This is a genomic window from Microbacterium sulfonylureivorans, assembly GCF_003999995.1.
GTDB classification, from domain to species: Bacteria; Actinomycetota; Actinomycetes; order Actinomycetales; family Microbacteriaceae; genus Microbacterium; species Microbacterium sulfonylureivorans.
This window is the reverse complement of sequence record NZ_RJAD01000001.1, coordinates 831,503-856,388: the sequence shown is the minus strand read 5'-3', so window position 1 is coordinate 856,388 and position 24,886 is coordinate 831,503. Positions and strand designations below refer to the sequence as shown.

The 24,886-nt window shown below is 68.2% G+C and carries 25 protein-coding genes; 19 read left to right on the top strand and 6 right to left on the bottom strand.

All coding sequences use genetic code 11. The annotated features are described in order from the left end of the window. Positions 1-9: 9 nt before the first annotated feature. Complete coding sequence (locus EER34_RS03875; RefSeq protein ID WP_240642103.1) at positions 10-2,049, top strand: glycoside hydrolase family 32 protein; 2,040 nt, start codon at positions 10-12, stop codon at positions 2,047-2,049. 84 nt (positions 2,050-2,133) lie between these two features. Here EER34_RS03875 and EER34_RS03870 read toward each other — a convergent pair whose 3' ends face one another. Further along, complete coding sequence (locus tag EER34_RS03870) at positions 2,134-2,799, bottom strand: GntR family transcriptional regulator (RefSeq protein ID WP_127474273.1); 666 nt, start codon at positions 2,797-2,799, stop codon at positions 2,134-2,136. Positions 2,800-2,951: 152 nt separating this feature from the next. Here EER34_RS03870 and EER34_RS03865 point away from each other — a divergent pair, with 152 nt between their 5' ends. From EER34_RS03865 to EER34_RS03855, 3 genes are all read left to right on the top strand, one after another. Continuing rightward, positions 2,952-3,671: an alpha/beta fold hydrolase gene (locus tag EER34_RS03865; protein WP_127473235.1), complete on the top strand. Its 720-nt coding sequence runs from the start codon at positions 2,952-2,954 to the stop codon at positions 3,669-3,671. A 265-nt stretch (positions 3,672-3,936) separates the two neighbouring features. Beyond that, positions 3,937-5,235, top strand: coding sequence for a wax ester/triacylglycerol synthase domain-containing protein (locus EER34_RS03860; protein ID WP_127473234.1), 1,299 nt, complete (start codon positions 3,937-3,939; stop codon positions 5,233-5,235). Positions 5,236-5,533: 298 nt separating this feature from the next. Beyond that, positions 5,534-6,502, top strand: a complete 969-nt coding sequence (locus EER34_RS03855; protein ID WP_127473233.1) for a ketopantoate reductase family protein — start codon at positions 5,534-5,536, stop codon at positions 6,500-6,502. A 57-nt stretch (positions 6,503-6,559) separates the two neighbouring features. On the opposite strand, the gene EER34_RS03850 is transcribed toward EER34_RS03855, so the two are convergent. Next, positions 6,560-7,282 carry a hypothetical protein gene (locus tag EER34_RS03850; RefSeq protein WP_127473232.1) on the bottom strand — a complete coding sequence of 241 codons (723 nt, stop codon included), beginning with the start codon at positions 7,280-7,282 and terminating at the stop codon, positions 6,560-6,562. A 186-nt stretch (positions 7,283-7,468) separates the two neighbouring features. Between EER34_RS03850 and EER34_RS03845 the strand changes: the two genes are divergently transcribed. Both EER34_RS03845 and EER34_RS03840 read left to right on the top strand, forming a co-directional pair. Then, entirely contained in the window at positions 7,469-7,792 is a 324-nt protein-coding gene (locus EER34_RS03845) for an L-rhamnose mutarotase (protein WP_127473231.1), read from the top strand. A 47-nt stretch (positions 7,793-7,839) separates the two neighbouring features. Continuing rightward, the gene (locus tag EER34_RS03840; RefSeq protein ID WP_127473230.1) at positions 7,840-8,829 is read left to right on the top strand and encodes an aldo/keto reductase; all 990 of its coding nucleotides are present in this window, start codon (positions 7,840-7,842) and stop codon (positions 8,827-8,829) included. On the opposite strand, the gene EER34_RS03835 is transcribed toward EER34_RS03840, so the two are convergent. Next, on the bottom strand, positions 8,826-9,590 hold the full coding sequence (locus EER34_RS03835; RefSeq protein ID WP_127473229.1) for a GntR family transcriptional regulator: 765 nt from the start codon (positions 9,588-9,590) through the stop codon (positions 8,826-8,828). The genes EER34_RS03840 and EER34_RS03835 overlap by 4 nt on opposite strands. 115 nt (positions 9,591-9,705) lie before the next feature. Continuing rightward, on the bottom strand, positions 9,706-10,455 hold the full coding sequence (locus EER34_RS03830) for an SDR family NAD(P)-dependent oxidoreductase (RefSeq protein WP_127473228.1): 750 nt from the start codon (positions 10,453-10,455) through the stop codon (positions 9,706-9,708). Between the two features lie 124 nt (positions 10,456-10,579). Here EER34_RS03830 and EER34_RS03825 point away from each other — a divergent pair, with 124 nt between their 5' ends. The 7 genes from EER34_RS03825 to EER34_RS03795 are packed head-to-tail and all read left to right on the top strand — an operon-like array spanning position 10,580 to position 16,861. Beyond that, positions 10,580-11,740, top strand: a complete 1,161-nt coding sequence (locus EER34_RS03825; protein WP_127473227.1) for an extracellular solute-binding protein — start codon at positions 10,580-10,582, stop codon at positions 11,738-11,740. Then, positions 11,737-12,207, top strand: coding sequence for a MaoC/PaaZ C-terminal domain-containing protein (locus tag EER34_RS03820; RefSeq protein ID WP_127473226.1), 471 nt, complete (start codon positions 11,737-11,739; stop codon positions 12,205-12,207). The genes EER34_RS03825 and EER34_RS03820 overlap by 4 nt, the downstream gene beginning before the upstream one ends. Further along, positions 12,204-13,064, top strand: coding sequence for an amidohydrolase family protein (locus EER34_RS03815; RefSeq protein WP_127473225.1), 861 nt, complete (start codon positions 12,204-12,206; stop codon positions 13,062-13,064). The genes EER34_RS03820 and EER34_RS03815 overlap by 4 nt, the downstream gene beginning before the upstream one ends. Then, positions 13,064-14,245 carry a CaiB/BaiF CoA transferase family protein gene (locus EER34_RS03810; RefSeq protein ID WP_127473224.1) on the top strand — a complete coding sequence of 394 codons (1,182 nt, stop codon included), beginning with the start codon at positions 13,064-13,066 and terminating at the stop codon, positions 14,243-14,245. The genes EER34_RS03815 and EER34_RS03810 overlap by 1 nt, the downstream gene beginning before the upstream one ends. Positions 14,246-14,247: 2 nt before the next feature. Next, complete coding sequence (locus EER34_RS03805; protein ID WP_127473223.1) at positions 14,248-14,778, top strand: MaoC family dehydratase; 531 nt, start codon at positions 14,248-14,250, stop codon at positions 14,776-14,778. Then, on the top strand, positions 14,775-15,851 hold the full coding sequence (locus EER34_RS03800; protein ID WP_127473222.1) for a Gfo/Idh/MocA family protein: 1,077 nt from the start codon (positions 14,775-14,777) through the stop codon (positions 15,849-15,851). The genes EER34_RS03805 and EER34_RS03800 overlap by 4 nt, the downstream gene beginning before the upstream one ends. Before the next feature lie 17 nt (positions 15,852-15,868). Beyond that, the gene (locus EER34_RS03795; RefSeq protein ID WP_127473221.1) at positions 15,869-16,861 is read left to right on the top strand and encodes a LacI family DNA-binding transcriptional regulator; all 993 of its coding nucleotides are present in this window, start codon (positions 15,869-15,871) and stop codon (positions 16,859-16,861) included. A gap of 28 nt (positions 16,862-16,889) precedes the next feature. On the opposite strand, the gene EER34_RS03790 is transcribed toward EER34_RS03795, so the two are convergent. Continuing rightward, positions 16,890-17,750, bottom strand: coding sequence for a fumarylacetoacetate hydrolase family protein (locus tag EER34_RS03790; RefSeq protein WP_127473220.1), 861 nt, complete (start codon positions 17,748-17,750; stop codon positions 16,890-16,892). Positions 17,751-17,812: 62 nt separating this feature from the next. Between EER34_RS03790 and EER34_RS03785 the strand changes: the two genes are divergently transcribed. The 6 genes from EER34_RS03785 (at position 17,813) to EER34_RS03760 (ending at position 24,075) form a co-directional block, all read left to right on the top strand. Beyond that, positions 17,813-18,919 carry an enolase C-terminal domain-like protein gene (locus EER34_RS03785; RefSeq protein ID WP_127473219.1) on the top strand — a complete coding sequence of 369 codons (1,107 nt, stop codon included), beginning with the start codon at positions 17,813-17,815 and terminating at the stop codon, positions 18,917-18,919. 111 nt (positions 18,920-19,030) lie between these two features. Beyond that, positions 19,031-20,323 carry an ABC transporter substrate-binding protein gene (locus tag EER34_RS03780; protein ID WP_127473218.1) on the top strand — a complete coding sequence of 431 codons (1,293 nt, stop codon included), beginning with the start codon at positions 19,031-19,033 and terminating at the stop codon, positions 20,321-20,323. A gap of 102 nt (positions 20,324-20,425) precedes the next feature. Then, positions 20,426-21,349 carry a carbohydrate ABC transporter permease gene (locus tag EER34_RS03775; RefSeq protein WP_164743436.1) on the top strand — a complete coding sequence of 308 codons (924 nt, stop codon included), beginning with the start codon at positions 20,426-20,428 and terminating at the stop codon, positions 21,347-21,349. Then, positions 21,346-22,287, top strand: a complete 942-nt coding sequence (locus EER34_RS03770; protein ID WP_127473216.1) for a carbohydrate ABC transporter permease — start codon at positions 21,346-21,348, stop codon at positions 22,285-22,287. Before EER34_RS03775 ends, EER34_RS03770 begins: the two co-directional genes overlap by 4 nt. A 49-nt stretch (positions 22,288-22,336) precedes the next feature. Continuing rightward, the gene (locus tag EER34_RS03765; protein ID WP_127473215.1) at positions 22,337-23,440 is read left to right on the top strand and encodes an enolase C-terminal domain-like protein; all 1,104 of its coding nucleotides are present in this window, start codon (positions 22,337-22,339) and stop codon (positions 23,438-23,440) included. After that, positions 23,437-24,075 carry an RraA family protein gene (locus EER34_RS03760; RefSeq protein WP_240642102.1) on the top strand — a complete coding sequence of 213 codons (639 nt, stop codon included), beginning with the start codon at positions 23,437-23,439 and terminating at the stop codon, positions 24,073-24,075. Before EER34_RS03765 ends, EER34_RS03760 begins: the two co-directional genes overlap by 4 nt. Before the next feature lie 30 nt (positions 24,076-24,105). Here EER34_RS03760 and EER34_RS03755 read toward each other — a convergent pair whose 3' ends face one another. After that, positions 24,106-24,840: a hemerythrin domain-containing protein gene (locus EER34_RS03755; protein WP_127473214.1), complete on the bottom strand. Its 735-nt coding sequence runs from the start codon at positions 24,838-24,840 to the stop codon at positions 24,106-24,108. Positions 24,841-24,886 lie beyond the last annotated feature (46 nt).

The window sequence follows — 24,886 nt, the reverse complement described above, 5'->3', positions numbered from 1 at the left end:
GCAGATTGGATGACGATGACGTCAGCTATCCCTCTGAAGTACGTGCGCTCCCTGATCGGCGCCTCCGCAATGGCAGCGATCGGCCTGTCCGCCGGCGTGGCGGGCGGCGCAGTCTCGCCCGTTTCGGCTGACGCCTCGGCGGTCGGGTCACCGGACGAGTACCGCGCCCAGTATCACTTCACCGTGCCCGACGACTGGAAGAACGATCCCCAGCGCCCTGTCCACGTCGACGGGAAGTTCAACTACTACTACCTCTACAACGGCGACTACGACGCTGACCCGTCCGCGAACTTCGGCACGGCATGGCGGCTGGCGACGAGCTACGACGGTGTGCTCTTCGCCGACCAGGGCATCGCCGCACCCAAGAACACGAACGCGAACTACGACCTCTGGTCGGGCTCGGCAGTCGTCGACCACACCGACACCGCCGGGTTCGGGGCCGGTGCCGTGGTCATGCTCGTCACCCAGATGGATCACCCGACGCTCGCGCAGCAGGCGACGGCATCCGGTCCTCAGGCCCAGTTCCTCTGGTACTCGACCGACGGCGGGCGCAACTTCCGACCGCATGGCGACCAGCCCGTGATCCCCAACGACGGCCGGAGGGACTTTCGCGACCCGAAGGTGGTGTGGGACGCCGACCGTGGCCAGTGGATCGCCCTGATCGCCGAACGCGATCGGGTGAGCTTCTACACCTCACCGGACCTCAAGACCTGGACGCGGACATGGGAGTACGTCAACACCGGGATCGGCACGATCGAGTGCCCCGACCTGTTTCAGATCCGCGCCGATGACGGAACGGTCAAATGGGTGTTCGGGGTCAGTGCGAACGGGTACGCCACCAACGAGCCGGCCACTTTCGCATACTGGACGGGCTCCTTCGACGGCACCGCGTTCTCGCCCGACCACGCCGCACCCCAGTGGCTGGACCATGGATTCGACTGGTATGGCGCCGTGACATGGGAGGATCCTGCCTCGCCGCTCGATCGGCGGTACGCCGTCGGGTGGATGAACAACTGGGACTATGCGCATTCGACGCCGACCTGGGATGCGGACGGCTTCAACGGCACCGACTCGATCACTCGAGAGATCCGATTGAAGAGGTACGGGTCGACGTTCAGTCTCGTCTCTCAACCGCTCGACGCGCTGCAGGACATCCGGACGAGCCGCGTGGATCTGGGCGACGTGACGGTCGACGGATTCCTGCCACTCGCCTACGAAGGCGACGCATACCAGCTCGAGACCACGGTGACATGGGACACCGCCACCAACGTCGGGCTTCAGCTGCGTCGATCGGCAGATGGATCGCGCCACGCGGACGCCGGTGCGACCGCGGGCTACGCGTACCTCAATCGGGGTCAGACCGGCTACCCCGCCGGAACGTGGAAGACGGAGAGCCGGACCCCGCGTGATGGCGCGGCCGGGACGGTGCGACTGAGGATCCTCGTCGACCGCACCACCATCGAGCTCTTCGTCGACGACGGCAGGTTCGTCCACTCGAGCCAGGTGTTCGCGCCACCGGGCGACGAGGGGATCGCGCTCTACACTTCCGACGGGGCGGCGACGTTCCACGACCTCTCGATCACCGAATACGGCAGCGTCGTGCAGCGCCCCGCGAGGATCCTCGGCGACTTCGAAGGCACGACGTGGGGAGACGGCTGGACAGCGACCGGGAGCCTCGCGGCGGCAGCTCCCTCGTCGTCCGCGCTCCCGGGCCAGGTCGGATCGCGGACGGCGGACACCTTCGCCGGTGGCGGGGATGCCGCAACAGGGGCGATCACCTCGCCGCCATTCGCGATCGACCGCAACTTCGTCCACTTCCTTATCGGCGGCGGCGAACACGCGCTCGGCGTGGAGCCGGCGACATCCGTCCAACTGCTCATCGATGGAATCCCGGTGCGGACGGCGACCGGGGCCGACTCGGCTTCGCTGCGGCACGTGGAATGGGACGTGCGCGAATTCGCCGGGCGCACCGCGCACTTCCAGATCCTTGACGACGCGACGGGGGACTGGGGTCATCTGATGGTCGATCATGTCACCCTCAGCGACTGATCTGGCATGGGCTGAGCAGATGCTTGCGGAAAAGAGGTCGACAGAAGCAGTGCGTCGCAGCCCAGCCTCGAGAGGTCGGCCGGGTCAGCTCTGCGCGGCCGACGAGTCGTCGTCGACAGACAGCGTGTGCCACGTATCGAAGGTCAGGTCTGACGCCCCTTGGACGTCACCGCTGATCAGCAGCGCGATGAGCTGCTCGTGCCGTTCGCGGGATGCCTGCCCGTCCGCGGCGAAGCGGGCGCGCTCCGCACGGCGGATCACGGGCCCGAACTGATCGAGCACCGACGCGATCGCGCCATTCCCGAGTGCCGTCACCGGAACCCGGTGGAACTCTTCGTCGGCGTCGATCGCCGCGCCGATGTCGCCCGCGCTCAGCGCCGCCGCGAACCGGCGATTCGCATCCTTCATGCGCTCCACCTCAGCGTCCGTGAGGTTCCCTGCCATCTCCCGAACAGCCAACACATGCATTGCGGCCACGACATCACGGGCATCGCGGACTGCCTTCGGATCGATGGTGCTCACCGTCGTTGATCGGCCTGGTCTGGCGACCACCAGCCCGCTCGTGCCAAGACGCAGCAGGGCTTCTCGCACCGGCGTCCGACTCACCCCGAGCCACGCGGCGAGATCCGCGTCTCTCAGCTGCTCGCCGGGGAGGAAGGTGCCGTCGACGATGGCATCGCGCAGTCGGCGGAAGACGTCATCCCGCAGCAGTGAGCGGTCCACCCCTGGAGCATTCTGTGGAATCGGCATGCAATATATTCGGCTTCCGCGAGGGGCTGATGGCAAGTCGACACGCGTACTGCGGCTTGAAATCTAATGTGCAATATATTGCGTATCACCGGTGTTACACCTCCTAACGCAACCCGCGCGGCTCTGCGGAGCCGAATCTGGAAGGAAGAGTCATGTCCACCGAAGAGATCAAGAACGTCGTCCTCGTGCACGGTGCCTTTGCGGACGGATCCGGCTGGCGCCGGGTATACGAGCTGCTGACGGCGCGCGGCTACCGCGTCTCGATCGTGCAGAACCCGCTCACTTCTCTCGAGGCCGATGTCGCCGCGACCACCCGCGTCCTCGACCTCCAGGACGGCCCCGCCATCCTGGTCGGCCACTCGTGGGGTGGCACGGTCATCACCGAAGCAGGTGTGCACCCCAAGGTCGCCGGCCTCGTCTACGTGTCTGCGCTCGCCCCCGACGCCGGCGAGACCACCGCTCAGCAGTACGAGGGATTCGCGCCAACCCCCGATTTCGTCATCGACGTCGGCGACGACGGGTACGGCTACATCAACCGCGACGCCTTCCAGGCAGGGTTCGCCGCCGATGTCAGCGACGCCGACGCGGCCTTCATGGCCGACAGTCAGGTTCCGATCGACATGGCCGTCTTCGGCACAGCGGTCAGCGCGGCCGCGTGGCGCGACAAGCCGAGCTGGGCCGTCATCGCCACCGAGGACAGGGCCTTCGATCAGGCGATGCTGCAGCACATGGCCAGCCGCATCGGCGCCGACATCACCAACGTGCCCGGCAGTCATGCCCTGTTCATCACGCAGGCCCGCACCGTCGCCGACGTGATCGTCACCGCCGCGAGCTCCGCAGCCCCTGTGGCCCTCGGCGCCGGCACACGCTGACGTCTTGCCGTCAGCCGGGGGTCATCGCACGCCCACTCAGCGAGGTGACCCCCGGCGCGAATCCTGTGACCTCGACCCGCTCGCTGGGTGCTGCCGCCGGCGGGGTCCGGACGATCCCGACCGGCGCCATGCCGGTCCAGTTCGCGGTCGAGGTCGTGCAGGTCTGACGCAGCGTCAGGGTCAACCCGGCTCACATACGATCGTGTAGCGCCAGGCCAGGACCTTCGGCCTCAGCCTCCAGGGTCTGGGGGCCGAGGATCGTGGCATGGGCTCCACGCCATCCCGCCGCGCAGGTGCTGGACTGCGCCCGGGAACGAGGCTCGCCGCCGCCGACGAGGCGAATCTGACCCTTGACCATGCCGGCCAGGTGAATGTCTTCCTCATCGCCGGGCTGCTCGGGCCCGGTGGGTTCCTCAGTGCCCGCGGCATCCCGGATATGGATCTGTTGCGTCGCGCCGTGAGCACCCGCATCGCGACTCTCCCCGCACTGCGGCGCGTGGCTGTCCCTGTGGGCCGCAGGCACATGTGGACGGACGTCGCCCCCGACCTCGACCACCACGTCCGGCTCGCTCCCGCGGTGGAGGGTCTCGCCGGACTCGAGCGCGTCTGCGCCGCGCTCATGGACACGCCCCTCCCTATGGATCGACCGCTGTGGGAGCTGCTGATCGTCCCGGGTGCGAGCGCGGACAGGAACGGGATGGTGCTTCGCATCCATCACGCGATCGCCGACGGGATCGCGGCTGTCGCGATCGTCCGGCAGCTCTTCGAGGAGAGCGCGCCGGTGCCGTCCGTCCCCCGACCCGAGCACGGCAGATCACCGGAGACATCGCTCGGCACCCCACTCAGCGCTGCCCGTCGATGGCGCGGGAATCTGCACCGCATCCGTGTGACCTTCATCCATCGCCGTGCGGGGCGGACCGTCCTTCTCGGGCGCCGCAGCGCCACTCACGGCGTCGAGTTGGTCGATTGCGATCTCGCGAATCTGGCATCGCACGCACGCACGGTCGGCGCCACGGTGAACGATGCCCTCCTCTGCGCGGTCGCAGCCGGGTATCGGGCGCTGCTGCCGGCCGTGGGTGAGCCGGTTCCGGACTGGCTGACGGTCTCGGTCCCGGTCGGACTCAGGCGGCGCGATCGGTCGGCGAACCAGGTCGGAGTGATGCTCGTGCGTCTGCCGCTCAGTGAGCCCGACACCGACCGACGCCTACGGCTCATCGCCCTCCAGACGACGCGGGACAAGCCCCAGGCGAGGGCGCTCGGAACGCTGGAGCTCATGCGCGGCCCGATCGGCGCGCGCATCATGGACGGCTTCGGCAGGCACCAGCGACTCGTCGCGGGATTCGTCACGGACGTGCCCGGACCGAGCGGCATGCTCCGCCTGGGCGGCGCTCCGGTGGCGGCGATCTGGCCCGTTGCGGTGCTCGCGGCCAACGTCCGGTGCGGCGTGGCGGCGGTCTCCTACGCGGGGCGGCTGTCGTGCGGCATCCATTTCGATGCCGCTCACATTCCGGGCGCGGCGTTCGCCACCGGCATGAGACAGGCGTTCGCCGAACTGAGCGCGTGACCGGCAAGACGGCAGATCGTCTTCGGCCATGCCCGAATGAAGGCTGAGCGCATCAGTCCCGCAGTCTTTCCTCGGAGTACTCGCAGCGGTCGGGGATGCGGGGGCGCATCGAGGTGGGACCTTCGTCCTCTTGCCTCACCGGCCGCACCGCCACGCTGGTGGCAACACGAAGGAGACGGTCGTGGCCAGGGCGCTCAGAATCCGCGACATCCGAATGCCCGACCTGCCCCGGAACCGCACGACGTCTCGCTCGGTTGAACTGCGGGAGCACTCCGCATCGGTCGGCTAGGACGAGCTCATGAGAATCCTGGTCTTCGGCGCGGGCGTGCTGGGCAGCCTTTACGCCGCCCGCCTTCACGAGGCGGGTCACGACGTCACCCTGTTCGCCAGGGGAAACCGGCTTGCGGTGCTGACCGCGGACGGCGTCCAGCTTGAGCGTGCCTCGACCGGAGTGAAGGAGACGGTACGGGTTCCGGTGATCGGGGTGGTAGGCGCCGAAACCCCCTACGATCTGGTGCTCGTGTTCGTCCGAGGCGACCAGTTGGCGGAAGCCGCCCGCCACCTCGCCGAGCATCGAGCAAGCGGAAGCCTCCTGTTCATGGTCAACAATCCTGCGGGCTACCAGCCGCTCTCGCGAACGGTTGGGGCGGGGCGGCTGATGCTGGGCTTTGCCGGCGCGGGCGGGTACAGGGAGGGGGACACCGTGAAGTACGTCGTCCTGCCGAGGTTGCTTCAACCCACGACAATCGGCGAACCCGGTGGTTCCGAGACCCCCAGGATTCGCGCAGCCCGCGCCGCGCTTCGATCGGCGGGGTTCCCTGTGGCGGTCGAGCGGAACATGGACGCCTGGTACAAGTACCACGCCGCTTGGGTGACACCTGTCGCCTACGCCATCTATTCGGCGCGGGCTTCGGGGTCATCGCTCGCCGAGCGCCCGGACCTGGTGCGCGAGTTGGTGGATGCGGCGCGGGAACTCTGGCGAGCTCTGCAGGACCGGGGCCACAGGCTCACACCCACCCGACTTCTCCTCGTCCGCTTTCTGCCTCGGTGGATTCTCGTCCCGGTCGTCAGACGCCTGTTGCGCACGCGACTCGCAGAGACCGCGGCCATCCGGCACGCCGTGACAGCGCCGCAGGAGATGGGCCTGCTCGCGGAACAGATCTCCGACGTCACGCGGGCGGCGAGAAGCCCGACGCCGACGTGGTGCAGGCTGTTCCGAGCCGGCGAAGCGACCCGGTTAGCGCTCGTCATCGATGCAGCCGTATGACGGCGCCGTCGCCGTGCTCGCTCAGCTCGGTCGTCGCACGCGCGAGCAGTCCTCCGGTTACCGCGTGACTGCGTCAGCCGCCGATGCCTTCGCCGCCGACTGCTGTTCCCGAGCCACCGCGACCATATCGCGCGCATTCTTGAGGCTGTGCGCGAAGTCGGGCCGCTGCGGCGTTCCCCTTCCTCCGCGAGGCGGATTCCGGTCGAGCTTGTCCTTCCTCACTTTCGCCTGCTGGAACACGGCGACCGCGGCGTGCGCCTTGTGCTGATCGATCGTCCCGTCCGCGACGGTCAGGTCGAGAAGGAGCCCGAGCGCCTGGCCGTACAGGCCCGCCAACTCCTGTCCGCGTTCGGCCATCTCGGTGTACCGATTGACCTTGAGCACGAGTGCGCAGATCGCCGATGCGAACGCGATGGCCGATACGAGCCCCGCAGCGACGAGAGGGGGTGTCTGCTCGTTGATCAGCGGCCAGACGGCGAGGCCGGTCAGCGCTGCGAGAGCCCCCGACGAGATGGCCCAGCCGTTGCCTTTCCGCTTCTCGCGGGCTGCGTACTTCGGCATCTCCTCGGCCCAGTGCGCTGCGCTCTCCAGGCACACGAGGAGCCGCGCCATCGTGACATCCGTCTCCTGTTCGGCCTTGGCGATCAGTGCCGTCGCCTCTCGCACGAGCTTCTCGGTCTCGTCTTTTGCGCTTTCCGCGTGGGCTGCTGATTCCGCCGCCTGAGCCGCTGCGTCCGCCGCCGTCTTCGCCGCGATGGTCGCATTCTCCGTTGTCGTCATGGCGAGCCGCCTTCCGATGGTGCGTCGATGGAGCACGCTTGGGTGATCCCCCATGTTCAGTTGAGGCCCACTCGAGCGGGCCGGGTAGTGCCGAAGGTCCCGAGCCAACGCTCTCGCTTTCGCTGTCGAGCCGGGCAAGAACGGTGTACCATGTCGAATCGTATGTCCTATAGGAAAGGATTCGCGATGCAGCGATTCGCCTCCGTCATCGGGCTGCCGCCCGAGAACCGCGCCGAGTACGAGCGGCTCCACGCCGATGCGTGGCCCGCAGTGCTCGAGCGCCTCACGGCCAGCAACGTCGTGAACTACTCGATCTATCGCCACGGCGATCTTCTGTTCTCCTACATGGAGTACGCGGGAGACGACTTCGAGGGCGACATGGCCGCGATGGCCGCCGATCCGATCACCCAGCAGTGGTGGGATGCCTGCAAGCCGCTGCAGCGGCCGCTCGACGACCGTGCCGAGGGCGAGTGGTGGAAGGCGATCCCCGAGGTCTTCCACCTCGACTGAGGGCGAGCACGGCGATGTCTGGGCGGAGCAACATGAGTGGAGCGGCCATGAGGCCCCTGGGCAGAGCGGGTTTGACGGTCGGATCGCACTCCTTCGGAGTCGCGGCGCTGGGCAATCTCTACCGCGCCGTGTCGGCCGCCGACGCGGCCGAGTCGGTCGATGCCGCGTGGCAGGCGGGCGTCCGCTATTTCGACACGGCGCCCCACTACGGCCTCGGGCTCGCCGAGGAGCGGCTCGGCGCCGCGCTCGCCGAGCGGCCACGTGACGAGTTCATCGTGTCGACGAAGGTCGGCCGGCTCATCGTCGACACCGACGCCTTTCCCGGCGAGACGGACGACCAGGGCTTCGACGTGCCGAAGGACCGCATCCGCGTCCTGGACTACTCGCGCGACGGCGTGCTCCGATCGATCGAGGACTCGCTCGGCCGGTCCGGGCTCGACCGGATCGACATCGTGCTGGTGCACGATCCCGACGATCACTACCGGGAGGCGATGGACGGAGCCTTCCCCGCCCTCGAGGAACTGCGTGCGGCCGGGGTGATCCGGTCGTATGGGGCCGGGATGAACCAGTCCGAGATGCTCGCCGACTTCATCCGCAACACCGACCTCGACGTCGTCATGGCAGCAGGGTGCTACTCCCTGCTCGACCAGCCGGCGCTCGACGATCTGCTGCCCGTCGCGCTCGAGCGCGGTGTCTCGGTCATCGCGGCGGGCGTGTTCAACTCGGGCATCCTCGCCTCCGAACGGGCCACCGCCGCGTCGCACTACCGCTACCAGCCTGCCGCCCCGGAGATCGTCGAGCGCGTGAACAGAATCGCGGAGATCTGCGAGGCCCATGGGGTGACGCTGCCGGTCGCGGCTGCGCAGTTCGTGCGGGGGCATCCGGCGATCGCCACCGTCTGCCTCGGCGCCCGTTCGCGCGCGCAGGTCGAGCGCAATGCCTCGCTGTTCGAGAAGGCCGTCCCGGACGCGCTCTGGGCGGAGCTGGTGAGCGAGGGCTATCTGGATGCCGCAGCCCCGCTCCCGCAGTTCGCCTAGCTCGCGATGGCGTTCAGCGTCGGCGAGAAGCGCCGGCGTGAGGACTGGATGTGGTCGAGCATCAGCGCCGAGGCCGCGTTGGCCTGGCCGGACAGGACCGCGTCGGCGATCGCGGCGTGCTCCCGAACGGCGAGGAATCCGCCCTCGGGCTCGTAGTACGCGCTGAACAGCGTGTCGACGAACTCGGAGTCGGGGGAGTCGCGCACCTCTGCCTGACCCGCCTGGTACAGGCGGAAGAGGTGAAGGTGGCAGTGGGTGCGGATGAACGCCTCTTCGACGAACTCGCTGCCCGACATGCGCGCGATGAGCTTGTGGAACCGCTCGTCGTGCTCCGCCATCGCCGCGTACGCCTCGGTCAGCTCGAGCTTGCTGGTGCCGCGCCCCGTCTCGATCTCCGCCGAGAGCGCGGCGGCGTCTTCGTCGGAATGCCGCTCGGCCGCCTGGGCTGCGGACCAGGGCTCGATCAGAGCGCGGAACTGGAAGAGGTCGTCGATCTGGTCGACCGTGAGGAGTTCGGTCGCGCTGTACCCGCGCAGCGCTCGCTTGACGACGAGGCCGTCGGATTCGAGGCGTGCGAGGGCTTCGCGCACCGGCGTCTGCGACACGTCGAGCTGCCGGGCGAGGGCATCGATGTTGATGTGCTCGCCGGGCTGGATGCTGTGATCGAGAAGCATCCCGCGGATCGCTTCGTGGGTCTCGTCCGACAGAACGGAGCGGGAGGGTCGGCGAACTCCACCGGTGGCTGCTGCATTGTTCGTCATCGTCGCATCACTCCTGAGGCTCGTCGCCCCGGTGGGGCCTGCGGTCAGCCTTACCACACTGGCGCATTTCCTATTGTATTCGCGTGACTGAACGCGCGGGCCGCGAGAATCGAGTTCAGGCGGGGAGGCGCAGCCCGTTCATTCCGCCGTCGACGGCCAGAGCGATGCCCGTCGTGGACGCCTGGGCCGGGTTCGCGAGGTAGGCGACGGCCGATGCGACCTCGTCCGCCGTGATCAGGCGCCCGATGGGCTGCCGGGCGGAGAGCCGCGCCTTCTCGGCAGCAGGGTCGGCGGCCTGATCGAGGAGTCGGTTCACCCAAGGGGTGTCGGCAGTGCCCGGATTGACGCAGTTGACGCGGATCCCCTCACGGGCATGGTCGGCGGCCATCGCCATGGTCATCGACTGGATCGCGCCCTTGCTGGCGCTGTAGACCGCACGGTCGGGAAGTCCGACGGTCGCGGCGATCGAGCAGATGTTGACGATGGACGCGTGTGAGCTCTTGCGCAGCAGGGGGAGCGCGGCCCGCGAGACGCGCGCGACGCCCATGACGTTGACGTTGAAGACACGCACCCAGTCGTCCTCGACGGCCGACTCGACGTCTCCCACGGCGCCGATGCCCGCGTTGTTCACCAGGATGTCGATGCGCTCGACGTGGTCGGCGACCTCGCGGAACGTCTTCTCGACCTCTTCGGCCGAGCCGACGTCGCAGCGGATCCAGGTCGCGAACGTGTCGACGGCGCCGGGCACCAGGTCGAGTCCGATCACTCGCGCGCCCTCGCTGTGGAGGCGTCGTGCGGTGGCGAGGCCGATTCCGGAAGCCGCGCCGGTCACCACCGCGATCAAGCCCTGCAGTCCGTCAGTCATCGAAGCATTCCTTCCTCGCGCGGAGGGGGAGTAGCCGCAGCGATTTCAAATAGGATACAGGATTCGGAGCACAATATGCGGGAAACCTTGTTTGGTAAACCGTTTTAATATAGGATTTCGAATCATGAGTGACAACGTAGACGCCCAGACGACACCGATCGTCCTGCAGGGCATGACCTGGGATCACCCGCGGGGAGTCGATGGCCTCCGCGCATCGGACGAACTCGTCACCGAGCTCCACGGTGTCCGTGTGGAATGGGAGGCCCGGTCGCTCCTGGCCTTCGGCGACCAGCTCATCGGCGAGTTCGCCTCCGATTACGACGTCATGGTGATCGACCACCCGCACGTCCCCGACGCCGTCCACAGCGATGCGATCATCCCGCTCGACGAGCTCCTCGACGCCGAGACCCTGGCGACGCTGCAGCGCGAGAGCGTCGGCGGGTCGCACGATTCCTATCTCTATCGAGGTCGGCAGTGGGCGCTCGCCGTCGACGCCGCCGCGCAGGTCTCGGCCTTCCGGCCCGACCTCGCCGATGGCGCAGCCGTCTACTGGGACGACGTGTTCGAGATCGCGCGTCGAGGCAGGATGCTGTGGCCGTACAAGCCCGTCGACGCCTTCAGCACCTTCGCCACCCTGCTGGCGCAGCTGGGTGCCCCGCTCGCCGAGCCCGATCGCTTCCTGGACGGTGATGCCGCGGCCGTCGCTCTCGACACGATGATCGAACTCGCGGCTGTCGTCCCCTCCTGGTGCAAGGACGCCAACCCGATCGATGTCGCAGAGGTGCTCTCGACCGAGTCCGACTTCAGCCACGCGGTGGCGCTGTACGGCTACACGAACTATTCGCGTCCGGGCTTCCGGCCGCACGAGCTGGCGTACGACGACATCGCGTCCTACGACGGGCGCGCCACCGGCGCCACTCTCGGCGGCGCCGGCGTCGCGGTGTCGTCGGCCACGAAGCATCCCGAGCTCGCCGCAGCGGTCGCGGTCACGCTCGCCGGCGCGGGCGCCCAGGTCGGCTCGTACACGGTGGGCGGGGGTCAGCCGGGAAACCTCCGAGCATGGAAGAGCGCGGCGCTCAACGACCTCACCCGAAACTTCTTCGGCAACACGCTGCGCACTCTGGAAGGGGCGTGGATCCGGCCGCGCCGGCTCGGCTGGCCCGAGATGCAGTTGGCGATGTCGCACATCGTCCACGACTGCCTCGTCGAGCGCCGGGTCGCGCCCGGGGCCATCGACCGACTCGAGGCGCTCGCGGACCTCCACCTGAGAGAGCCCGTCGCATGACGTACTTCGAGGAGTATGTCGTCGGAACCGAGCGGACGAGCTTCGGCCGGACCGTGACCGAGGCCGACATCGTCGCCCACGCCGGCCAGACCGGCGACTTCTACCCCCACCACGTCGACGCCGAGTTCGCGAAGTCCCTCCCGTCCGGTCAGCGGATCGCCCACGGCACGCTCATCCTCTCGATGGCGGTCGGAATGCTCGCCGGCGAGATCAATGAGAAGGCGATGAGCTACGGCTACGACCGGGTGCGGTTCGTCCGTCCCGTGCTCATCGGCGACACGATCCGCGGGCGCGCCACCATCGTCGCCACGCGCGATCACGCCAAGCGCGCCGACGCCGGGATCGTCGAGGAGAGCCTCGACGTCGTGAACCAGCGCGGCGAGACTGTGCTCGCACTGGTGAAGCTCTACATCGTCGACCGGCGAACAGTCGCCGCATCGCCCTCACAAGAAGGAGAACTCCGATGACCGATCCGAACCAGGCGACCCGAGTGGTCGACACCCACCAGCACCTGTGGATGATGTCGGAGCGAGCGTACGACTGGATCGTGCCGGCGTACGGCCCGCTGTACGCCGACTTCGGTCCGGAGGACATCGCGGACGAGGCCGACGCGGTCGGCATCAGCGCCACGGTGCTCGTCCAGGCGGCGGACACATACGAGGACACGTTCTACATGCTGAGCGTCGCCGCCCGCGAGGAGCGCGTGAAGGGCGTCGTCGGCTGGGTTCCGCTCGACCGCCCCGGTGAGGCCGAGGCAGCCCTCGACCTCTACGCGCCGTCGCCGTACGTCAAGGGCGTGCGCGCGCTCACCCACACCTACGAAGACCCCCGGTGGATCCTCCGGGACGACGTCGCCGAGTCGATCTCGCTCCTGGCGCCCCGGGGTCTCGCACTCGACTATGTGGCCACGACCGCGGAGCACCTCGAGCTCGTGCCGGAGCTCGCGGGCAGGCATCCCGATCTCAAGATCGTGATCGACCACATGGCCAAGCCCGACATCGCCTCCGGCGCGTGGGAGCCATGGGCGACCCAGATCCGCGCCGCCGCCGCCCTCCCGAACGTCTTCATCAAGATCTCGGGCCTGAACACGGCGTCCGGCGCCGAGTGGACCGCCGCCGACTGGCAGCCGTACGTCGACCACGTGCTCGAGGTCTTCACGGCCGACCGAACGATGCTGGGCAGCGACTGGCCTGTCATCATCCTCGCCGGCGACCTCACGCGCGTCTGGAACGCGCAGCTCGAGGTGATCTCGGGCCGCACCGAGGCTGAGCGGGAGGCTGTCCGCTGGGGCACGGCGGCCTCGGTCTACGGCCTGGAGTTCTGATGAGCACGCACGAGCGATCCCTGCCGCTCGACGGCATCCTGGTCCTCGACTTCACCCAGTTCCTCGCCGGCCCGCTGTCGACGACCAGACTGGCGGACCTCGGCGCACGCGTGATCAAGATCGAGCGCCCCCAGGGCGGCGACATCGGCCGACGGCTCGCGTTCGGCGGTATCGAGCGCGACGGCGACACGCTCTCGTTCCACATCGCCAACCGCGACAAGGAGAGCTTCACCGCCGACCTCAAGGTCGCCGACGATCGCGACGAGGTGCGCGCCCTCATCGAACGGGCCGACGTGATCGTGCAGAACTTCCGCCCCGGCGTCATGGAGCGACTCGGCTTCGGATACGAGCAGGTGCGCGAGATCAACCCCGGCATCGTCTACGCCAGCGCGACCGGCTACGGCGCGACGGGCCCGATGAAGGATCGCCCCGGGCAGGACCTCCTCGCTCAGTCGATCTCGGGACTCCCGTGGCTCAACGGGTCGTCGGAGGATCCCCCGATCCCGGTGGGCATCGCACTGGCGGACATCATCACCTCGATCCACATCGCGCACGGCGTGACCGCGGCGCTGCTGCGCCGCGAGCGAACCGGTGAGGGCGGCCGGGTGGACGTGAGCCTGCTCGAGTCCATGCTCGACCTGCAGTTCGAGCTGGTCAGCGCGCATCTCACCGACCCGTCGGTGGTGGTCAAGCGCGGACCCCGCAACGCCGCCCACGCATTCCTCCAGGCGCCGTACGGCACGTATCCGACGAGCGACGGGTACCTGGCCATCGCGATGACGTCGGTTCCCGACCTCGGCCGCCTGATCGGACTCGACCTCGAGCAGTACGTCGATCCCGACACGTGGTGGACCGCGCAGGCCGAGATCACGGCATCCCTCGCGGCGCATCTCGCCACTGAGACGACCGGGCACTGGCTCGAGATCCTGGATGCCGCCGACGTGTGGTGCGCCCCCGTCTTCAGCCTCCCCGAGCTCGTGCAGCACGAAGGCTTCACCGCGCTCGACATGGCCCAGCGGGTCGATCGGGATGCGCTGGACGGCGGCGATCCGGTGTCGATCTACACGACGCGCTCGCCGCTGCGATTCGACGGCGAGCCGATCAAGAACCCCACGGGCGCGCCCCGGCTGGGCGAGCACACCGATGCGCTGCGGCGCGAGTTCATCGTGAAGGCAGGATGAGGATGAAGAACCAGAACACCGACCCGCAGGCCCGCTACGCCGTGCCGGTGTGGAACCAGGAAGTCAATCTGTACGAGGACTTCGTCGTCGGCGACGTCGACCGCTCGATCCGGCGCACGATCTCCGAGGGCGAGAGCATGCTCTTCAGCAGCCTGCTCATGGACCTCCACCCCTATGTCGCCGACGACATCTTCGCTCGTGAAGAGGGGCTTTTCGGCAAGCGGCTCGTCCCCGGCGCGCTGGTCTTCACGTTCGGGATGGGCCTCTTCGCCCACAACAACGTGAACACCTTCAGCTACGGCTACGACAGGCTCCGCTTCATCAAGCCGGTGTTCCTCGGCGACACGATCTACGCCATGCGGACCCTCCTCGAGAAGACGCCGAAGTACGACGACCTGGGTCTCATCAGGGTGTCGTACGAGGTCTTCCGGGCCGACGATGAGGAGCTCGTGCTGTACTGCGAGCACCTGCAGACCGTGAAGTACCGGGATGCCGCGACCGCTCGCCTCGAGATCCCCGGGGAGTCCTCGTGATCGACCAGTTCCGCGAGATCTCCGACTACTGCCGGCTCGAGATCCCCGAAGCGCAGCGCCGGCCGATCGCGATCGTCGGCGCCGGCGGCATCGTCGACGGCGCCCATCTCCCGGCCTACGCGCTGGCGGGGCTGAGCGTCGTCGGGATCACCGATGTCGACCTCGACCGTGCGCGTGCCGTCGCCGAACGACACGGCATCCCGAGGGTCTACGGGTCGCTCGAGGAACTGCTCGCGGACGCCGACGTCGAGGTGGTCGACATCGCCGTCCCGGCGAGCGAGCAGCCCGCGATCTTCCGCGCGGCGATCGCCGCGGGCAAGCACATCCTCGCGCAGAAGCCCTTCGCGGTCTCGCCCGAGATCGCGAAGGAGCTCGCGGACCTGGCCGAGGAGGCGGGCCTCGTCGCCGGCGTCAACCAGCAGCTGCGGTTCGACGAGGGCATCGCCGCGGCGCATCGCATGGTCCAGCTCGGGTGGATCGGCGAGGTCACCTCGTTCTCGCTCACCGTGAACATCGCGACGCAGTGGGAGCTGTGGGAGTGGGCGAGGCAGCTCGAGCGACTCGAGATCATGGTGCACTCGATCCACTACCACGACATCGTCCGGTGGTTCCTGGGTGAGCCGACGTCGGTGTACGCCATGGCGGGGAGGACTCCCGGTCAGTTCCCGATCGGGGAGACCCGCACGGTGAGCTCGTACCGGTTCGCCGACGCGACCGCCGTCGTGCACGTGAACCACGTCAATCGCGGTGGCGACAACTCGGCCGAGTTCCGCATCGACGGCGTCGCCGGCGCCATCCGCGGCACGCTGGGTCTCCTCTACGACTACCCCGACGGCCGGACCGATACGCTCGAGGTCTTCAGCTCTTCGCTGCCGACGGACGGCTGGGTGCCCTACCCGGTCACCCAGCGGTGGTTCCCCCACGCATTCATCGGCACGATGGGCTCGGTGCTCGACGCGATCGCGACGGGCTCCACCCCGCGGAGTTCTGCGCGGGACAACGTGAAGACGGTGGAGCTCGTGGAGGCGCTCTACCGTTCGATGGACACGAATCAGGTGGTGCGGCTCGAATAGTGGCGAACATACGTGACGTGGCTGCGCTCGCCGGCGTCTCGGTGGGCGCGGTCTCCCGGGTGCTCTCGCGCGATCCCACGCTGCGAGTGGGAGACGAGACCCGCCGTCGTGTCGAGGAGGCGGCGGCATCCCTCAACTACGTGCCCAGCCACGCGGCGCGCGCGCTGCGCACCTCACGGGCGAGCGCCCTCGCGCTGGTCCTGCCCGAGGTGACCAGCGCCGTCGTCGCGGAGCTCGCGCGGGGTGTGGAGTCGGCGGCGGGGGAGCGGAGCGTCAACCTCGTGCTCGCCCGCGCCGCGCGACTCCAAGAGGACGAGACGTGGCTCCGGAGCGTCGTCGCCTCGGGGCGCGTCGACGGTGTGATCCTCCAGCTGCCGGACGGAGTCGCGCCGGAGCGGATCCTCGAGATGATCGGCGAACCGCTTCCGATCGTGCTCATCAACTCCGCGGACACCGGGCCGATCACGACAGTCGTGCTCGATGACGCGCTGAGCATGCGTCCCGCGGTGGCGCACCTGCACGATCTCGGCCATCGCTCCATCGGCTTCATCGGCGGTACGGCGGGCACACCGACCGCCGATCGCCGGCGGGAGGGGTTCCGCGCGGCGATGGCCGAGCGGGGCCTCGACGTTCCCGGCGATCTGCTTCTCGAGCTCGGCTTCTCCGGCGCGGACGGACGCCGAGCCGCAGAGGTCCTCGTCGAGCGCGGCGAGTTGCCGACGGCACTGGTGGTCGCGAACGTGGATGCCGCACTCGGGGTGCTCGCGGAGCTGCACAAGCGCGGGTTCCGGGTGCCCGACGACGTATCGCTGGTCGCCCTGCACGACGTCTGGTACGCGGACGCGACCTGGCCGCCGATCACGACCGTGAAAGCACCGCTCGCCGAGCTCGGCGCGACGGCGGTGGCCCTCCTGCTCGATCAGGGAGTCGACGGCGATGTGGTGCACCACGTCGTCAGCGAACCGCCGTTCGCGCTGACGATCCGAGCGTCGACGGCGCCCCCGCGCTGACTCGGGGGCGCCGTCGGTGGGCCGGACGTCAGCGCGGCGCGATGACGGTCTGGCGCTGCACGCCGAGACCCTGGATGCCGAGCTCCATCACGTCGCCGGGGGCGAGGTAGACGGGGGGCTTCATGCCCAGCCCGACGCCGGGCGGAGTCCCGGTGTTGATCAGGTCGCCCGGCTCGAGCACGAGGAACCGGCTCAGGTATCGCACGATGAAGTACGGATCGAAGATCATGGTGGAGGTGGACCCGGTCTGTCGCCGCTGACCGTTCACGTCCAGCCACATGCCCAGGTCGAGGACATCGTCGATCTCGTCGGGCGTGGCCAGCCACGGGCCGGTGGGGTTGAACGTCTCGGCGGACTTGCCCTTGGACCACTGGCCGCCGCGCTCGATCTGGAACTCGCGCTCGCTGACGTCGTTGACCAGCACGAAGCCGGCGACGGCATCGCGGGCCTCTTCCTCCGAGTCGAGGTAGCTCGCTCGCCGTCCGATGACGATGCCGAGCTCGACCTCCCAATCGGTCTTGGACGATCCGCGGGGGATGCGCACGTCGTCGTTCGGGCCGATCATCGTGTTCGGCGACTTCGTGAAGAGGATCGGCTCGGCGGGGACCTCCGCGCCGGTCTCTGCGGCGTGGTCGCTGTAGTTGAGGCCGATGCACAGGATCTGGTGGGGACGGGCGATGGGGGAGCCGATGCGCTCGTCGGCGAGCCGACGCACCTGGCCGGCGGCTGCGCGCTCGTCGGCGAGCGCCTCCAGCTCGTCGATGCGACCGCTGCCGAAGAACGCCTCGTCGAAGTCATCGACGACATCGGAGACGTCGACGTAGCCGTCGTCGCCGACCGCGACGGCCGGCTTCTCGGCACCGGCGGCGCCAATTCGCATGAGACGCATGGGTTCCCCTCACCCCGACGAATCGGGAACAGAAATGTGGTTGGATCCTATACTATAGGACGGTGAAGATCATCGCCGTCGAGGTCGTTCGTGTCCGCATCCCCGCCTACAGCCCCGCATTCGTGTGGCGAGACGGGCTTCCCGGCTCGGAGCCGGAACTCGACGGCGCGTGGCTCGTGGTCCGCACCGACGAGGGGATCGACGGTCTCAGCTTCACGCTGCGCGGCGCGATCCTCCAGGACATCGTGGATCGGCGACTGCGTGCCGAGCTCCTCGGCCAGGATCCGCTGGCCCGCGAATACCTGTGGCATCGCCTGTGGGAGATCGATCGCATCGACCGCTTCCCGGTGCACATCATCGGGGTCGTCGACATCGCGATCTGGGACATCGGCGCGAAGGCCGCGAAGCTCCCGCTCGCACAGCTGCTCGGCTCGTTCCGCACATCGATCCCCGCCTACGCGTCGACCGTCACGTTCGGGTCGATCGAGGAGTACCTCGATGTGGCCGATCAGTGCCTCGAGCTGGGCTTTCCCGCGATCAAGCTGCACGCGTGGGGGGACGCGCGGCGTGACGCCGAGCTCAGCCTCGCCCTGCGCGAGCACGTCGGCCCCGACGTTCCGCTGATGTACGACGGATCGGCCGCCTTCGACCTGCTCGATGCGACGTATCTCGGCCGTGCGCTGAGCGAGGCGGACTACCTCTGGTACGAGGAGCCGATGAAGGAGTTCAGCGTCACGGCGTACCAGAGGCTCGCCGAGCGGGTCGATGTGCCGCTTCTCGTGTGCGAGGTCGCCGAAGGCGCCCATATGGCGACGGCCGACTACATCGCCAGCGGCTGCGCGTCCGCCGTGAGGGCCGGCTCGCTGCTGCGTGGGGGAGTCACAGGTGCGATGCGCATCGCCCATCTGGCCGATTCGTTCCACCTGCGTGCGGAGGTCCACGGCGGCGGCCTGGTGAACACGCACCTGTGCATGGCGATCAAGAACACCACCTACTACGAGGCGCTCGTCGACTCGCCGCAGGTCGTGCGCCCGGCCGAAGTCGACGCGAACGGCGACGTTCACGCCCTCACCGCGCCGGGGGTCGGGTGGGAGTCGCAGTGGGCGGTCGGCGGCGCTCCCCAGGAACTCCTGGACATCGGAATCCGCAGCCCCGAAGATGAGAAGTAAACGGATTTACCGAAATAGGATATAGGAAACGCGATTTTGGTGTACAGTCCTTTCCAGTGAGCGAAGGAGCTTTCCTTCGTCCCTGCACAGCACCGCACGAAAGGGAAGCCCATGAACAAACGTCTTGCACTTCTGACGGCCGCCGTCGTGGCCCTCGGGGTCACCGGCTGCGCCCCGTCCGGTGGCCCGGACGCCACCACCGACCCGGGTGCCACGCCCGAGGTCCTGGTGTGGACCGACTCCGTCCGCGAACCGGCCGCGAAGGCGTACAAAGAGGCCGTCAAGGGCGAGGTCGACGTCACGATCGAGGTCGTCGACGTCGCCGATCTCCCGACGAAGATCGCGCTCTTCAACACGACCGGCAGCGGCTGGCCCGATGTGGTCTTCGCGCAGCCCAACGACGTGGCGGCATGGGCCGACCCGTCCAACGGCTACGCGGCCGATCTGACCGACCTGGTCGACCCGGCCGTGTTCGAGGCCTACAACGGCGCCAACGACTGGTGCCTCATCGACGACAAGTTCTACTGCCTCAAGAACGACCTCGCCCAGAGCGTGCTCTGGTACGACGCCCCGCTCATGGAGGAGCTCGGCCTCAGCGTGCCGACGACGATGGACGAGTTCGCGACCGAGGCGATGAAGCTCGAGGGCACCGGCTACGTCGCCGGAGCGATCGGCGACCAGAACTTCTACTCCAGCTACCTGTGGCCCAGCGGCTGCCCGATGGCCGAGACCCTCGACCAGTCGACGGTGCGCATCGCCCCCGAAGCCGTCGAGTGCACGCGCGTGTCGGAGCTCGTCCAGCCGCTCGTCGACGCCAAGGTGCTCGACACCCGTTCGTCCTTCGACGCCGGCTTCCTCGCCGACGTCGCTCAGAAGGGCAAGGTCGTCATGACCCTCGGCCCGTCGTGGTTCGGCGAGTTCGTGCTCAAGCCCGAGAGCTCGTGGGCGATCCCGGCCGGACACGTCGCCGCGGCGCCGATGCCCATCTGGGACGGCAACGACAAGGCGTACTCGGGCGAGTGGGGCGGCGGCATCTGGGTCGTCTCGTCGCACGCGAAGTTCCCTGAGGCGGCCGCCGAGGCAGCGACCTTCCTCTCGACCGACGTCGAGGTGATGGCGGCATCTGTGACGTTCCCCGGCTCGGGTCCGGCCTTCGAGGCCTGGGCCGAGCGCATCAGCGGTGACGAGTACTACGCGTCCGACATCGTGCCGGCGCTCGTCGAGCAGGCGACGCTGATCAACCCGACCGAGCGCCCGGTCCGCTACGCCAACCAGGCGCAGATCGGTGCCGTGCTCCAGACCGAGATCAACGCGGGAGCCCCGATCGCTGACGCGGTCGTGGCCTTCCAGGAGTCGCTGATCCAGCTCGCACCGGGCTCGGGCTACAAGGTGGTCGAGGAGTAAGACCTCGCCAACGACCGGAGAGTCGGCGTAGCCAGGCGCCGACTCTCCGGTCATCAACAGAAAGGACCGGCTGCCGCGATGACGCGCTCCAGAATCCGGCGGATGGGGGCCCTCTCGGGGGCGCTCATGTTCGCCCCGTACTTCATCCTCCTCATCGCATTCGGGCTCGTTCCGGTCGTGCTGGCGTTCTTCACCGCCCTCAAGCCGTCGCTCGCGAACCCGGCGGGCGGCTTCCAGAACTACCTCCTGGTGCTCCAGGACTTCCGGTTCCTCCCGGCTCTCACCAACGTCGCCACGTTCCTCGTGATCTACGTGCCCCTGATGGTGGTCGTGGTGGCGTTCATGTCGCTGCTCCTCGACGCCGTCCGCGCTCGCTGGACCGTCTCGCTCCGCGCCGCGTACATCGTCCCCGCGTCCATCTCGGGCGCCGTCGCGATCCTCGTGTGGTACTTCATGCTCGAGCCGACCTACAGCCCGTTCGCGCCGCTGCTGCATGCGCTCGGCATCACGGAGGGCAGCCAGATCTGGAACACCGGCAACCTCGTGTGGATCTTCGTGCTCATGGCCTTCTTCACCGGAGCGGGCAACTGGATCATCGTGCAGTACGGCTCGCTCCAGTCCATCCCCGACGACATCCTCGAAGCGGCGCGCATCGACGGCGCCAGCAGCTGGCAGATCGGTCTGAAGATCAAGCTGCCGCTCATCCGTCGCTACCTCATCTACATGGCGATCCTGACGTTCGCCGCCGGCCTCCAGATCTTCGTCGAGCCGTACCTGATCTCCTCCACCGTCTATCCGGGACTCGCCGACAACTGGTCGCTCAATCAGCTCAGCTACTCGTTCGCCTTCGAATCGGCCAACCTCGGTGCATCGGCGGCGCTGTCGCTCATGCTCCTCGTCGTCTGCATCATCGCGGCACTCATCGCGATCTTCCGGACCGACTTCTTCGAGGAGGCGCGTTCGGCGAAGACCAAACCCAAGAAGGAAGCCCGACGGGCCGCCATGCAGGCAGGGAGCGCGATATGACCACCTCGACGATGACGCTGCGCACCGTCACAGGGCGCAGCACGCCGGAGCGGACGCGAGGGATCAGCATCCGCCGCGCCCCCGGCCGCATCTTCACGTGGGCGATCCTGCTCGGATTCGCCGTGGTGAGCATCATCCCGATGCTCTGGCTCATCCTCGCGCCGTCCAAGACGGCGGCGGAACTGACCTCGCTGAGCCCGTTCGCTTTCGGCTCGTTCGATCAGTACGTGATCGCGTGGAACAACCTCATGCTGTTCCAGGACGGACGGCTCCTCACCTGGGTGTGGAACTCCGTCTGGTACACCGCGACGATCGTCTTCCTCTCGTGCGCGACGGCGATGCTCGCGGGCTACGCGCTCGCCACCGCACCGCTGCCGTTCCGCCGGGCACTGCTCATGACGACGCTCATCGCGATGATCGTGCCCCCTGTCGCGCTCGTGCTGCCGCTGTTCATCGAGGTGACGGCGATCGGCATCTACAACACGCCCTGGGCGATCATCCTGACCAGCTCGTTCTATCCGTTCGGCGTCTTCCTCGCCTACATCTACTTCGCGACGTCGATCCCGAAGGAGCTGTACGAGGCGGCCCGCATCGATGGATGCGGCGAGTTCTCCACCTTCTGGCGCGTCGCGCTGCCCCTCTCGAAGGGCCTTCTCGGAATGCTCGCATTCTTCAGCTTCACGGGCGCATGGGTGAACTACTTCCTGCCCTACGTGATGGTCAACTCGGGTGAAGTGCTGACGCTGCCCGTCGGGCTCGGCGTGCTCTTCAGCGCGACGCCGGCGCTCAACCCCGGCCTCGGTGCGAGCATCCTCCCGATCCGGCAGCCCGAGATCGCACTCGCGGGTCTCATCGTCGCGCTGCCGATCCTGATCGTGTTCGTCGCCTCGTCGAGGCTGCTGGTGCGAGGCGTCCTCGCCGGATCGGTGAAGAGCTGACCGCTCGCTCCGGGCCTGGCCGCCCCTCGACTCGAAGAATGGACCGTAAGTGAAGATCACAGACATCGAGATCCGCGCCGTGCGCGTGACCGACGACTCGGGCGCCGTCGATCGCGCGAAGCTCCGCGGCGGCAAGACACCGGACGCCGTCGTCCTCTCCATGAAGACCGACGAGGGCGTCACGGGCGTATCGTTCGGGCTCGGCGGGCTCGACTCGCGATTGAACGCGCGCGTGTTCGCGCAGGTGCGGCCCTTCTTCATCGGGCGCGACCCGATGGCGCGCGAGCAGAACGCCCGGGAGTTCCGCCACTTCGACCGGCGGTGGAACCACACCCCGATCTACGCGTACGGGCCGTTCGACGTGGCGACCTGGGACATCGCGGGCAAGAAGGCCGAACTGCCGATCCACCAGCTCCTGGGGTCGAGCGCGGAGAAGCGGGCGGTGTACGTGAGCTCGATGTTCCACGCGGATCCGGCCCAGTATGCCGTCGAGGCGCGCGAGGTGAAGGCGCGCGGCATCCGCGGCTACAAGGTGCACCCGCCGGGGCCGACCGAGGTCGACCTGGAGGTCTACACCGCGGTGCGGGATGCCGTCGGCCCCGACTATCCGCTGATGGCGGACCCTGTCGCCACCCACACCTTCGAAGAGGCGCTTCGCGTCGGGCGTCACCTCGAGTCGCTCGGCTACCTCTGGTTCGAGGAGCCCGTCTACGACTACGACGTCGCGACGCTGATCAAGCTGACCCGAGAGCTCGACATCCCGATCGCGGGCACCGAGACGATCGTGGGCGGCAGCCAGCTGACCGCCCAGTACATCGCGAGCGGCGCGGTCGACATCGTGCGCACCGATGCCTCGTGGCGTGGCGGGATCACGTCCGCGCTCAAGACGGCGCACCTCGCCGAGGCGTTCGGGATGTCGTGCGAGCTGCACACCACGATCGCCCACCCGCTCGAGCTCGCGAACCTGCACGTCGCGCTCTCGATCTCGAACACCGAATGGTTCGAGCTTCTCTATCCGCTCGAGGACTTCTCCTTCGGCCTAGCCGAGCCGCTCGACATCCGAGACGGCTACGCGTACGCCCCCGAGTCCGCGGGACTCGGTGCGGTCTACGACTGGGACGCCATCGACGACGCCACCGTGGAGGTGCTGTGAACATCCATCCGTCACTGACGACCGCGATTCTCTCCGATTCGCTCGACAAGGTCGGTCGACGCGACCAGGTGCTCTCGCACCGCCTCACGTGCGTCGTCCCCGGGACGCGGATCGTCGGGCGCGCGCGCACCGCGCAGTTCGTGCCGACGCTCGAGGTCGATCCCGCGCATCCGTATGACGCCGCGATCGACTTCATCGACGCGACGGCCCCGGGTGACCTGATCGTGATCGCCACTGCGGAGTCGAATGCCTCGGCGTTCTGGGGCGAGCTGTTCAGCGCCGCGGCTCGCGGCCGCGGTGCGGTCGGGATGATCACGGACGGCAACCTCCGTGACGGCGACAAGATCCAGGCACTCGGCTTCGGAGCCTTCGCGCGCAGCGCGCGCCCGATCGACTACCGCGGGCGCATGGTGATCTCGGCGACGCAGGAACCGGTGACCATCGGCGGCGTCGTGATCTCGCCGGGCGACCTCGTCATGGCCGACGACGACGGTGCCGTGGTGGTTCCCCAGGCCGTCGAAGAAGAGGTCCTCGCGATCGCGAACGCTCGCGCCGCGGGGGAGTCTCAGGTGCTCGGTGACCTCCTGTCCGGCGTGACCCTCCGGCAGGTATGGGAGCAGTACGGCCTACTCTGACGGCGCGCGAGCGGACGCGAGCGCCGGCGGTCACACCATCGCCGGGACGGGGCGATCGGGATAGAGCTCCCGCATCGCCCGGTTGTACCGGCGCTTCATGAGAAGCAGATACAGCACCCGGATCGGTGCGGGAACGTTCGCGCGGAACCAGTCCTCCCGGTCGGCCTCGGGAACGCTCGCGAGCAGCAGGCCGAGCTGAAGCGACATCACGTCCTTCGGCAGCTCCTTCCGACGCGCCATCAGCGTGGCGCGCGTGTGTGCCTCCAGCTGGTCCCACTCCTGTTGTGAGAGGACGGAACCGGCGACCGGGAGGATGTCCTGCTCCTCCTGCCCGAGATGCCCGAACAGGGTGTCGCGGAGCACCTCGATGTCGCCGGCGAACGCATCGCGAAGCCCGGCATCCGCCGATGCGACCCAGGGGGCGAGCTGCGGCTCGATGCGGGCGAGCTGCCTGCCGACCTCGGCGTGCTGTGCGCGCATCTGGTCGACGTGCGCGACGCACGCGGGATCGCGCGCGGCCAGCCGATCCCACAGCACGGTGTCCTCCGTCTCGTGATGGAGGTGGAGCGCGAAGAAGTCGAGCCTCGCGTAGTCGCCGACGATCGCGGCACGGTCGAGGTCTCCGGCCCTGACCTCGCGGACGAGCTGCGGGAGCTGGCCGTACAGCCAGCGGAAGATGCGATGAACGAGGATCATGCCGGACGTGTCGCAGCCGGGGATCTGACCTTCGGGCACCGACCCGGATGACGGCAGCTTCGTGGCCATGTCGGATCCCCCGATCTCGCCGGGGGCATCGACACAGACGCCCCGT

Excerpts from the sequence above, each read along its gene's own strand:
- EER34_RS03875 (WP_240642103.1), top strand. The coding sequence starts at position 10 with ATGACGATGACGTCAGCTATCCCTCTGAAGTACGTGCGCTCCCTGATC.
- EER34_RS03870 (WP_127474273.1), bottom strand. The coding sequence starts at position 2,799 with ATGCCGATTCCACAGAATGCTCCAGGGGTGGACCGCTCACTGCTGCGG.
- EER34_RS03865 (WP_127473235.1), top strand. The coding sequence starts at position 2,952 with ATGTCCACCGAAGAGATCAAGAACGTCGTCCTCGTGCACGGTGCCTTT.
- EER34_RS03860 (WP_127473234.1), top strand. The coding sequence starts at position 3,937 with ATGGGCTCCACGCCATCCCGCCGCGCAGGTGCTGGACTGCGCCCGGGA.
- EER34_RS03855 (WP_127473233.1), top strand. The coding sequence starts at position 5,534 with ATGAGAATCCTGGTCTTCGGCGCGGGCGTGCTGGGCAGCCTTTACGCC.
- EER34_RS03850 (WP_127473232.1), bottom strand. The coding sequence starts at position 7,282 with ATGACGACAACGGAGAATGCGACCATCGCGGCGAAGACGGCGGCGGAC.
- EER34_RS03845 (WP_127473231.1), top strand. The coding sequence starts at position 7,469 with ATGCAGCGATTCGCCTCCGTCATCGGGCTGCCGCCCGAGAACCGCGCC.
- EER34_RS03840 (WP_127473230.1), top strand. The coding sequence starts at position 7,840 with ATGAGGCCCCTGGGCAGAGCGGGTTTGACGGTCGGATCGCACTCCTTC.
- EER34_RS03835 (WP_127473229.1), bottom strand. The coding sequence starts at position 9,590 with ATGACGAACAATGCAGCAGCCACCGGTGGAGTTCGCCGACCCTCCCGC.
- EER34_RS03830 (WP_127473228.1), bottom strand. The coding sequence starts at position 10,455 with ATGACTGACGGACTGCAGGGCTTGATCGCGGTGGTGACCGGCGCGGCT.
- EER34_RS03825 (WP_127473227.1), top strand. The coding sequence starts at position 10,580 with ATGAGTGACAACGTAGACGCCCAGACGACACCGATCGTCCTGCAGGGC.
- EER34_RS03820 (WP_127473226.1), top strand. The coding sequence starts at position 11,737 with ATGACGTACTTCGAGGAGTATGTCGTCGGAACCGAGCGGACGAGCTTC.
- EER34_RS03815 (WP_127473225.1), top strand. The coding sequence starts at position 12,204 with ATGACCGATCCGAACCAGGCGACCCGAGTGGTCGACACCCACCAGCAC.
- EER34_RS03810 (WP_127473224.1), top strand. The coding sequence starts at position 13,064 with ATGAGCACGCACGAGCGATCCCTGCCGCTCGACGGCATCCTGGTCCTC.
- EER34_RS03805 (WP_127473223.1), top strand. The coding sequence starts at position 14,248 with ATGAAGAACCAGAACACCGACCCGCAGGCCCGCTACGCCGTGCCGGTG.
- EER34_RS03790 (WP_127473220.1), bottom strand. The coding sequence starts at position 17,750 with ATGCGTCTCATGCGAATTGGCGCCGCCGGTGCCGAGAAGCCGGCCGTC.
- EER34_RS03780 (WP_127473218.1), top strand. The coding sequence starts at position 19,031 with ATGAACAAACGTCTTGCACTTCTGACGGCCGCCGTCGTGGCCCTCGGG.
- EER34_RS03775 (WP_164743436.1), top strand. The coding sequence starts at position 20,426 with ATGGGGGCCCTCTCGGGGGCGCTCATGTTCGCCCCGTACTTCATCCTC.
- EER34_RS03770 (WP_127473216.1), top strand. The coding sequence starts at position 21,346 with ATGACCACCTCGACGATGACGCTGCGCACCGTCACAGGGCGCAGCACG.
- EER34_RS03755 (WP_127473214.1), bottom strand. The coding sequence starts at position 24,840 with ATGGCCACGAAGCTGCCGTCATCCGGGTCGGTGCCCGAAGGTCAGATC.